Source organism: Sphingomonas sp. 66-10 (genome assembly GCF_001897045.1).
In the GTDB taxonomy this organism is placed as follows: Bacteria; Pseudomonadota; Alphaproteobacteria; order Sphingomonadales; family Sphingomonadaceae; genus Sphingomonas; species Sphingomonas lycopersici.
The window spans coordinates 393,373-403,730 of sequence record NZ_MKRR01000133.1 but is presented as its reverse complement, the minus strand read 5'-3'; the positions used below and the strand labels follow the sequence as shown (position 1 = coordinate 403,730).

General features: G+C 67.2%; 10 protein-coding genes. 3 read left to right on the top strand and 7 right to left on the bottom strand.

What is annotated here, in order from left to right; translation table 11 throughout:
* From BGN95_RS15810 to BGN95_RS15800, 3 genes are all read left to right on the top strand, one after another.
* Positions 1-437, top strand: a 437-nt coding sequence (locus BGN95_RS15810) for a cupin-like domain-containing protein (RefSeq protein WP_286773263.1), incomplete at its 5' end; no start/stop codon positions are given.
* A 76-nt stretch (positions 438-513) separates the two neighbouring features.
* Complete coding sequence (locus tag BGN95_RS15805) at positions 514-1,581, top strand: alpha/beta hydrolase (RefSeq protein WP_286773262.1); 1,068 nt, start codon at positions 514-516, stop codon at positions 1,579-1,581.
* Between the two features lie 3 nt (positions 1,582-1,584).
* Positions 1,585-3,513: an NPCBM/NEW2 domain-containing protein gene (locus BGN95_RS15800; protein WP_502688302.1), complete on the top strand. Its 1,929-nt coding sequence runs from the start codon at positions 1,585-1,587 to the stop codon at positions 3,511-3,513.
* Positions 3,514-3,554: 41 nt separating this feature from the next.
* Here BGN95_RS15800 and BGN95_RS15795 read toward each other — a convergent pair whose 3' ends face one another.
* The 7 genes from BGN95_RS15795 to BGN95_RS15765 all read right to left on the bottom strand — a co-directional run.
* A complete protein-coding gene (locus BGN95_RS15795) occupies positions 3,555-4,346 on the bottom strand; it encodes a FadR/GntR family transcriptional regulator (RefSeq protein WP_265311819.1) in 792 nt (263 codons plus the stop codon).
* Positions 4,347-4,423: 77 nt separating this feature from the next.
* A complete protein-coding gene (locus BGN95_RS15790; RefSeq protein WP_353744711.1) occupies positions 4,424-6,010 on the bottom strand; it encodes an alpha-N-arabinofuranosidase in 1,587 nt (528 codons plus the stop codon).
* A gap of 41 nt (positions 6,011-6,051) precedes the next feature.
* Positions 6,052-7,395 carry a cation:proton antiporter gene (locus BGN95_RS15785; RefSeq protein WP_286773260.1) on the bottom strand — a complete coding sequence of 448 codons (1,344 nt, stop codon included), beginning with the start codon at positions 7,393-7,395 and terminating at the stop codon, positions 6,052-6,054.
* A gap of 373 nt (positions 7,396-7,768) precedes the next feature.
* Entirely contained in the window at positions 7,769-8,482 is a 714-nt protein-coding gene (cobS, locus tag BGN95_RS15780; RefSeq protein ID WP_286773259.1) for an adenosylcobinamide-GDP ribazoletransferase, read from the bottom strand.
* Positions 8,470-9,036: a histidine phosphatase family protein gene (locus tag BGN95_RS15775; RefSeq protein WP_286773258.1), complete on the bottom strand. Its 567-nt coding sequence runs from the start codon at positions 9,034-9,036 to the stop codon at positions 8,470-8,472. The genes cobS and BGN95_RS15775 overlap by 13 nt, the downstream gene beginning before the upstream one ends.
* On the bottom strand, positions 9,033-10,043 hold the full coding sequence (cobT, locus tag BGN95_RS15770) for a nicotinate-nucleotide--dimethylbenzimidazole phosphoribosyltransferase (RefSeq protein WP_286773257.1): 1,011 nt from the start codon (positions 10,041-10,043) through the stop codon (positions 9,033-9,035). Before cobT ends, BGN95_RS15775 begins: the two co-directional genes overlap by 4 nt.
* A partial coding sequence (locus BGN95_RS15765; protein WP_286773256.1) for a DUF1636 domain-containing protein occupies positions 10,040-10,358 on the bottom strand: 319 nt, incomplete at its 5' end. The genes BGN95_RS15765 and cobT, both read right to left, overlap by 4 nt.

Here is a 10,358-nt window from a genome sequence, read left to right as displayed (position 1 = left end):
CCGACCTTCATATCGGGCCGGTCGATTTCACGATGTCCGGCCGGGCGACCAGCCTAGCGACCTCCGCATCGGCCGAGGCCCGCGCGACGGTCGCCGAGCTCGAGGCCGGCGACGCGCTTTACCTGCCGAAATTGTGGTGGCACCGGGTCGAGGCGACGGGGTCGATCAATCTGCTCGTCAATTACTGGTGGGACGAGTTCAGCGCCGGACCGGACGCGCCCAATACCGCGATGATGCTGGCGATGATCGCCATCGCCGAGCGGCCGCCCGCCGAACGCGCCGCATGGCGCGCGCTGTTCGATCATTATGTGTTCCGGCCGGACGGGCATCCGCTGCGCCACATTCCCGAGGAGCGACACGGCATTCTGGGGCCGCTCGCGGTAGGAAATTACGGCCGCATCCGCGCGATGGTCATGCAGATGCTGCGCGGCGGGTGATCGTTTCGGCGGCAATTAAGCGGACAAATGAAAGCGACGTCCCGACAGGGATCGAGGTTCGAGAGAGGATAATGATATGAGGAAGAATTTGCTGAGGGTGCTGATCGCGAGCGTCGCGCTGCCGACGCTCGCCCTGGCGTCCCCCGCCGCCGCGCAGGTCAAGACCAATGTGCCGGCGGTCGAACCGTCCGCTAAACCGGTCACCGTCGAGCGGATCAAGGTGCATTCGCCGGCGCTGGAGGGCAATCTGGAGGGCAATGCCGCCGACCGCGATGTGCTGGTCATGTTGCCGCCCGGTTACGCGAAGGATCCGAAGCGTCGCTATCCGGTGGTCTATGCGCTGCACGGCTATTCGATCGGCGCGGAGCAATGGTCGGGCGAGATTCATGTCCCCCAGACGGTCGAGGGCGCGTTCGCGCGCGGGGTGAAGGACATGATCGTCGTGTTTCCCGATAGCAAGACGGTGCACAACGGATCGATGTATTCGAGTTCCCCCACGACGGGCGATTTCGAAACCTTCGTCTCGCGCGATCTGGTCGCCTATATCGATGCGCATTATCGCACGATCGCCCGGCGGGAAAGTCGTGGGCTCGTCGGGCATTCGATGGGCGGTTATGGCGCAAGCCGTATCGGGATGAAGCATGCCGACGTGTTCGGCGCGCTTTATATGATGAGCCCCTGCTGCCTTTCGGCGCGGGGCGCGATGCCGTTGAGTCCGGAAGCCGAAGCCGCGCTCAAGACGACGAAAACAATGGCCGACACCGCGGCCTTGCCATGGGGGGTGCGCGCGCAATTCGCCGCGGCCTCCGCCTGGTCGCCCGATCCGAAGAACCCGCCCTTCTACTTCGATCTGCCGACCGGCGACGAAGCGCAGAAGCGCGACGTGCTGGCCCGCTGGGCGGCGAATGCCCCGCTGGCCTTTGTCGATCAATATATCGCGCGTCTGCGCCAATATCGGGCGATCGCGATCGATGTCGGCGATCAGGATAGTCTGAAGGATGATGCGCAGAAGCTGCATCAGATACTCGACAATTATGGTGTCGCGAACAGCTTCGAAATCTACTCGGGGACACATACCAACGATGTCGCCGTGCGTTTCCAGAATTTCGTGCTGCCGTTCTTCGGCAAGAATCTGGCTTTCTGATCCATGACGAACCGTTCATCGTCGTCGTCGCGCCGGCTCGTCACGCGCGGTGCCTTGCTGCTGGCCGCCGCAATGCAGGCGGTCGCGCCGCTCGCCGCATCCGCCGATCCGCTCGATCCGACCGCGCGCTGGACGGCTTATGCCCGGGGCGCGGCGGCGCTGCCGCCGATGGGCTGGGCGAGCTGGAATGCGTTCAACAGCGACATCGACGAGGAGAAAGTGCTCGCTTCCGCGCGTATTATCGTCGATTCGGGGCTGGCGCAGAAGGGTTATCGCTATATCGACATCGACGACGGCTGGTGGTTGCGCCGCAACCAGCCTGACGGCCGGATGGTCATCCGCGCGGCAAAATTTCCCTCCGCCCGATTGCCCGACGGCCGCACCAGTTTTCGCCCGCTCACCGATCGGCTGCACGCGATGGGATTGAAAGCGGGCATCTATTCCGACATCGGCCGCAACAGTTGCGGGCAGATCTATACGTCGAATTTCGCCAATCAGCCCGAGGGCAGCGTCGCCGAGCGCGAGGTCGGTCTCTACGGCCATGTCGAGCAGGACATCCGCCTCTATTTCCAGGAATGGGGGTTTGACCTGATCAAGGTCGACGGATGCGGCATTCGCGGGCTGCCGGCCAGCAATCCGCTGGTCAGGGCCGGCGTCTATCGCGCGCTCGATCCGCTGATCGACAGCGATTCGGTGGGGGCGACCGACGTCGCGGCGGTGCGGCGGCTCTATCAGCAGGTCGGGACCGCGATCGAAAGCGTCAAGCCGGACAATGACTTCATCTACTCCATCTGCCTCTGGGGCTCGGCCGACGTGCGTTCCTGGGCAAAGGACGTGGGCAGCATATCGCGCACCAGCGAGGATATTTCGCCCAAATGGAGCCGGATGCTGCACAATCTCGACAGCGCGGCGCGGCGCGCGCTTTATGCGCATCCGGGGTCCTGGAACGACCCCGACATGCTGTTCGTCGGCAGCGGCGATTTCGACGCGAACCATCTGGTCGAAGCACGCTCGCACTTCAGCTTATGGGCGATGCTGAACGCGCCGCTGATGATCGGTTACGACCTTCGCAAGGCGGATCGCGCGCTGATCGACCTGCTCGGCAACAGCCGCGTCATCGCGCTCAATCAGGATCCCGCGGGCAACCAGGCGGTGCTCGCGTTCGATTCGGACGAGGTGTCGATCTTCGTCAAGGCGCTGAGCAACGGCGACCGCGCGGTCGCGATCCTCAACCGTACCTCGGCGCCGATCGAGGCGACGCTGCTGGCATCGCACATGAAATTCCTGCCGGATGCCGATATCGAGCTGACCGACGTGTGGCGCGGTGGCCACAGCCGCTTCCGCGGGCAGCAGAATTTCGCGCTCGGCGCGCGGGAGACGCTGCTATTTACCGCCAAGGGCACCCGCCGTCTGGCGGATGGCCTTTACCTGTCCGAACAGCCGGGCAGCGTGAACCCCGCGGTCGACGGGGTGACGGTGCCCGAGGCGGAGCCAATGATCTATCGCGCGCTGCTCCCCTGGCTCGGCACGCGTGCCAGCCGCGAGCCACCGCGTTACGGCGGCTGGGGCGGTGCGCAGGCGGACGCCACGCCTTATGGCCAGCAATTGACGATCAGCGGTCAACGTTATGACACCGGCATCGGCGTGCTCGCCAATTCACGGCTCGAGGTGCGCAACGCGGGCTATGCGCGCTTCACTGCCACGGTCGGGATCGATCAGTCCGCGCGAGATCGCAGCCAGCCGGTGACCTTCACCGTCTATGGCGATGGCAAGTTGCTCGCGCGGACGCCGCCGTTGCGGTTTGGCGAGAAGCCGGTCGCGATCGCCGCGGATGTGCGCGGCGTGAAGCTGATCGAGCTGGTCGCGCGGGCACCGACGGCGATGCGTTTCCCCGATCCGGTCGTCTGGGGAGATGCAGCGCTGCGACGCTAAGGCATGTCCGAGCTCGCCGCCGCGGCGCCTGTCTCGTCGCGCTATTCCCGATCGGCGGCGAGATTGGTGATCGCGGCGCGCGTGTCCTCCAGCGCCTGATCGACGAGCGTGTGCATCGCCGCGGCCGCGGCATCCGCGTCAGCGGCGGCGATCGCGTCGTAAACGCGGACATGGCCGGGCAACGGATCGCGCGGCAGGGCACGCATCCGCTGCTTGAACTGCGTCGTCCAGTTCACCGCCGCGCCGATGCTGGCGGTCAGCGCGGTCAGTGCGCTGTTCTGGGTCGCGGCGAGAATCGCCTCGTGAAAATCCCGGTCCGCGATCCGGCCCGCCTCCGTCGCGAGCGTATGGCGGCGCATCGCGCCGAGCGCGTCCTTCATCGCCTTCAAGTCTTCCTTGCTCCGCCGCGCCGCCGCCAGCCGCGCCGCCGCCGGTTCGACAATCGCCCGTAATTCGAACAGATCGCGGACGAAATTGATGTCGGGCTCACCGGAGAACGCCCAGGCAAGCAACGTCGGGTCCAATATATTCCAGCGGCTGCGCGGCAGAACGCGGGTTCCCGCCCGGGGCCGGCTTTCCAACAGACCTTTGGCGGTCAGCACCTGAACCGCCTCGCGATAGGCGCTGCGCGAGACGCTCAGCGCCTCGGCATTGGCGACCTCGCCGGTGAGCGTCTCGCCCGGCGCGATCCGTCCGGAAACGATGGCGGTGCCGAGATAATGCGCGACCGCGCCGCGAAGCCGCCGCCCGGATCCTCTGGAGGATTCCGGGGCAATCGCGCTCTTATCGTCTTCAGATCTCGGCACATCGCCCTTCTTCACCGGCGTCGGCATCGCATTCCTCCTCTGGCCGCCCTAGCTGCGCCGATCACCATCGCAACGCAAGGTCACGTTGCCGGACCGATAGCCGGTCAGTCGATCGCCACCACCACGACGGATTTCGCGGGAATGACGAGCGCCGCACGCCCGTCCTTCACGACGCCGGTGAAGGGCTTCGGACGCACCACCTCCGGCGAGGCGAAGCTGTTGACCGCATCGAAGCGCGGCGCGCTCAATATCTCTCCGCGCGCGCCGTGGACGGTCATCCCGGCGACGCTCGCCTCGATCCGCGCGGCGCGGTGCGGATCGACGTTGGTGAGCGCAAGCCACAATTTGCCGGCCGTATCGCGCGCCGCGATTGCGTCGAGCCGCGGCATCGTCACCGCGCCATGCGTATAGCTGCCCGCGTCGAGCTTGAGCGGAACGAATGTCGCGTCCTGGAAGGGCAGGTACATTTTGAAGATGTGATAGGTCGGCGTCAGCACCATCTTCGGCCCGTCGGTCAGGATCATCGCCTGCAGCACATTGGTCATCTGGGCGATGTTCGCCATCCGCACGCGATCGGCGTGGCGCGCGAAGATGTTGAGGTTGAGCGCGGCGATGATCGCGTCGCGCAGCGAATTCTGCTGCTGGAGAAACCCCGGGTTGGTGCCTGCATTGGGCTTCAGCCAGACGCCCCATTCGTCCACGACGAGCGGGACTTTCTTCTCCGGATCATATTTGTCCATCACCGCGGCATGGGCGAGGATGAGCTTATCCATGTCCCATGTCGATTTGATCAGGCTGGCATAAGCCGCTTCGTCGAAATTCTCGCTTGCATAGGATGGCGGCCAGCCCGCGGTGGTATAGCTGTGGAGCGACAAGCCCTCGATGCTCCAGGCCCAATTATGGTCCTTATAGGCCTTCATGACCGCTTCGGTGTAATCGAGCTTGGCGTCACCCGGCCCCACCGCGATACGCCGCATCGTCTCGTCGCCCGTCTGGGCGGGGTTATAGTTGCGCACAAAGCGCGCAAATGGCCGCATCAGCGCGACATATTCGTCGCCGCTGAACGAGCCGCCACAGCCCCAGGATTCATTGCCGATGCCGAGATATTTGACCTTATAGGGCGCCGGATGCCCGTTCGCCGCGCGCTCCTGGCCGGCGGTGGTCTTTGGGTCCGCCGTCATATAGGCCAGCCAGTCGGCCGCTTCCTTGACGGTGCCGGAGCCGAGATTGACCGAGACATAGGCTTCGCTGCCGATCTGGTCGATGAAGTCGAAGAATTCGTCGGTGCCGAAGCTGTTCGGTTCTACCGCGTCGCCCCAGTTGGAGTTTATCGACACCTTCCGGCCCTTCGCCGGGCCGATGCCGTCGCGCCAATGATATTCGTCGGCGAAGCATCCGCCGGGCCAGCGTACATTCGGCACCTTGATCGCGCGCAACGCGGCGACCACGTCCTTGCGGATGCCGCGCACATTGGGAATGGACGAATCCCGGCCGACCCAGACGCCGCCGTAAATCCCGGTGCCGAGGTGCTCCGCGAACTGGCCGAACAGGTTGCGATCGATCCGGGGGCCCGGCGAACGGGTATCGACGGCCAGCACGATCGGCGCGTCCGCCCCGGTCTGCGCCGGCGCGGCCGACGCCGCGAACGCCAGCAGTGCGGCCGCCAACAGCGGCCTGAAAGCCTTGCTCATCATTTCCTCCCGTCGATTGTCCGTTTTGTGGAGACGCGCTCCTACCCCGCCTTCAGCGCGGCGAGCTCGCCGTCGGCGCGCGCTTTCGCGCCGTAGACGAGCTCGAACAACGGCCCCGCCATCATCGTGGTGACGATCGCCATCAGCACCAGCATCGAGAACAGCGAGGGGCCGATGATCCCCTTCTGCAGGCCGATATTGATGATGATCAATTCCATCAGGCCGCGCGAGTTCATCAGCGCGCCGATGCCGAGCGCGGTGCGATTATCCTCGCCGGCAAGCCGTGCCGCTGCCCAGCAGGCACCGAATTTCGCCAGCACCGACGCCGCCAGGATGCCGAGCGCAACGAGCAGCAGCGACGCCGAATTGACCATGTCGAGGCGCGTATTGAGCCCCGAATAGGTGAAGAACATCGGCAGCAGCAGCACGACTGCCAGCGGCTCGACCTTGCGTTTCAGCTCGTCGACGAAGGCGCCGCGCGGCATGCAGGCGCCGAGGATGAAGCCGCCGAAAATGGCGTGAATGCCGATCGCGTCCATCACGAAGGCGGAGAGGCAGAACAGCAGCATCGTGAGCGCCAGGACATTGGTGCTCATGCTGCCCTGCGCCTCGACGATGCGGCCGAGCGGCGCGAGCAGCCGCCGGCCCCATAGCAGCATGAAGCCGACATATAATGTCGCGCCGCCGATCGCGAGTATCGCCAGTCCGGCGCCGCCGCCGAACGTCGCCAGCACCACGGCCAATACGCACCACGATGCGGCATCGTCGAACGCGCCGGCGGTCAGCGACAATGTCCCGAGCGACGAATCCGCCAGACCGCGTTCGTTGATGATCCGTGCCAGCATCGGAAAAGCGGTCAGCGCGATGCAGGCCCCCATGAACAGCGTGGCGCTGCCCTGGCCGATTCCCGGCGCGAACAGGCCGTCGACCGACAGCAGCGACGGCGTGACAAGGGCGGCGAGCACGAAGGGCGCGACGATCCCGGCGGCGGACACCGCCCCGGCGCTGCGCGCTTTCGCCTGGAAATGATCGAGCCGGAGCGTCAGCCCGACCATGAACATATAAAGCCCCACGCCGAGCTGCGCGCCGGCGTAGAGGACGTTGCGGGTCTCCTTGGGAAACAGCGCCAGCTGAAAGTCGGGAAAGAACAGCCCGAGCAATGACGGGCCCAGCACGACGCCGGCGATCATCTCCCCCACGACCTGCGGCTGGCCGAGCATCCGCTGACCCGCCCAGCCGACCAGACGGCAGGCGAGAAGGATCACCGCGAGCTGCATGAAGAAATGCACGCTGAAATCGCCGGGCGTGTAGCTCGCGCCCGCGCCATGTGGCGACAATATGCCGGTTATCGTCGAAACCAGGCTGTCGACGGTCCCTTCGGGCATTCCGCCATCCCCTCCATCTAATGCGCCGACAATAACCGCGAAATGTGAGCGTTAACAAGAGGGGTTTCCGCGGCGCGATGTCGCTATCCCGGAAAGGCTGCCAATTTGCGGGTAAGGACCGGGGGCAGTGGAGGGAGCGCGGCCTGCTGCCCGGGGGGAGGGGATGGCGCGACCGCGCTCCAGGAGAGAGTTGCCCGCAAGCGGGTGGAGGACGCCCGGAGCATTCCTCCCCTAAAGATGCCCCTGCCGCGGCAGCAATATCGCCCTGACGGCGGGGGGCTTCGGCGAAATTCGCGGATTTGTTGCAAATGTCCAGCAATAAATGTCGGAGTATATGGATATTGCGCGGGAACCGAAGGGCTTAGCTATCGTCTCACCCGAGGCGAAGCGCGAAGGCGAGCAGCAGCCCGGTTTCGACCAGCTCGATTCCCGCGCCGTGGACATCCCCGGTGACCCCGCCGAGGCGGTGATGCGCCCACCAGCCGAATGCGCCGATCAGCACCGGCGCCGTAGCGAGCGGTGGCAACAGCAAGCAGGCAGCGGCCAGCGCGAGGCCCCATGCGGCCAATATCGGCAGCGTGATCGCGCCGGCGATGCTCGCGCCCAAACCGCTGTCGCGCAGCGGGGGCAGGAACCGCGCCCAGGCCAGCGGCCCGAGCCGCGCCGCGGCGGGGATCGCGATCAGCGCAAGCCAGCTAGTCGGCAGGACAAGGTGGAGCAGTACCAGCTTGGCGGCGAGTTGCAGCGCGATCGCGGTGACGCCGAAGCTGCCGATGTGCGGATCGCGCATCACCTGCAAAAGCCGGGTGCGATCGCCGTGCGCGGCGCCGAGCCCGTCGGCGACGTCGCCCAGCCCGTCGAGGTGGAGCGCGCCCGTCGCCCATATCCATAATGTCGTCGCGGCGAGCGCGCCGAGCCACGGATCGATCCGTCCGCCGAGCCATCCCGCGCCCGCCACCAGCACGCCGATCGCGAGCCCGGCGACCGGATAGAGCCGTACCGCGCGCGCGAAATCGCGCGCATCGGCGGCAAGCCGCGGCATCGGCAGGCGGGTGAGGAAGGCGAGCGCGACGATCAGCGATCGCATTGCCGCAGCTCGTTGATCTGCGCGCGGCGCGATTGTCCCTCCCACACGGTGAGCGACAGCATCGCGGCATAGGGCAGGTCGAACGCCCAGGTCGCGGCGAGACTCAGCCCGCAGAGATGCGCGAGCGCGGCACGCATCGCCCCGCCATGGGTCACCACCAATGTCGGGACGGGGGCGAGATCGTCGATCGCCGCGCCGACCCGCGCGACCAGCGCCGACCAGCTTTCGCCGCCGGGGGGCGGGTGAGCATCCGGGTCATCGTGGAAGCACGCCAGCGCGACGGGGTCGATATCGCTCGCCGCCAGCCCGTCCCACGCGCCGAAATCGAGTTCGCGCCAGCGCGGGTCGCGCCGCGGCGTGCCGATCGCCTCGGCGCAGCGTCGTGCGCGGGTGAGATCGGAGGCGATTAGGGCATCGACCGGCGGAAGTCCTCGCGCCTGCGCGACGCATGCCGCGATGCCGCCCGCCGTAACCTCGGCATCGTGATGCCCGAGCATCCGCCCGGTGACGACCGGCGCGCCGTGTCGCAGCAGGTGGAGCGCGAAGCGCGTCATCCCCCGGCGACGCCGGCCTCGGCGAAGGTCGCCATTTCATCATGCGCGGCGAGCGCGGCGCGGACGATCTGCGCCGCCACCGCCGCGCCGCTGCCCTCGCCCAATCGCATGTCGAGCATGAGCAGCGGCGACAGCCCGAGCCGGTCGAGCAAGCCGCGGTGCCCCGGCTCGGCCGAACAATGCCCGGCGAGGCAATGGTCGGTGATCGCGGCATTGCCGTGCGCCAGCGGGGCGATCGCGGCGGTGCCGATGAAGCCGTCGAGCAGCACGGGGATGCGTGCGTGGCGCGCGGCGATGATCGCGCCGGCGATCGCGACGATCTCGCGCCCGCCCACCCGGCGCAGGATCTCGAACGGTTGGTCGAGGTGCCCGGCGTGATGCGCCAACGCCATGTCGACGACCGCCGCCTTGCGCTGCACCCCGGCCGCATCGACCCCGGTGCCGGGGCCGACCCAGTCCGCCCCCGCCCCGCCGAAGCTCGCCGCGGCGAGCGCGGCGGCGGCGGTGGTGTTGCCGATCCCCATCTCGCCGAGCACCAGCAGATCGGCATCGCCGATCGCCGCGGCGCCGGCGTCGAGCGCGGCGAGACAGTCATCGGCGGTCATCGCCGGGCCGGTGGTGAAATCCTCGGTCGGTCGGTCGAGATCGAGCGGGACGACCGACAGGGCCAGCCCGGCGGCAGCGGCGAGCGCATTGATCGCCGCGCCCCCGGCGGCGAAATTCGCTACCATCTGCGCGGTCACCGCGGCGGGAAAGGCGCTCACCCCGCGTGCGACGACGCCGTGGTTGCCGGCGAACACCAATGCGCGGCCGCGCGCGATGCGTGGCCGCGCGGCGCCGTGCCAGCCGGCGACGAACAATGCGATTTCCTCCAGCCGGCCGAGCGAGCCGGGCGGTTTGGTGAGTTGCGCCTGTCGCGCCGCTGCCGCATCGCGCGCGACGCGATCCGGGGCGGGGAGGGTGGCGAGCGCGGTCTCGAACGCGGCGACCGATCCGAACATCCTCATGCGACGACATATCCTTCAGGCGGAGTGCGGGTGATGAAATGGCCCTTCACCCCCTCGGGCCAGTCGCGGTACGGCACCTGCCCCCACTCGCTCGCGGCATAAGCGCGCGCGTAATCGAGGATCGCGCGCGCCGCCTCGTCGGTCGGGTCGAACCGGCCGAGGACATAACCGACCTTGCCCGGCGCGCGGAGGTGGACGGCGCAGGACTCGCGGCAGGCGAACAGGCACGGCATCTCCTGCACCGCGACCCCGGCATAGGCCGCGTCGCCGCCCTGCACCCGGCGCAACGCCGCGACGAGCGCCGCCCCCGCGGCG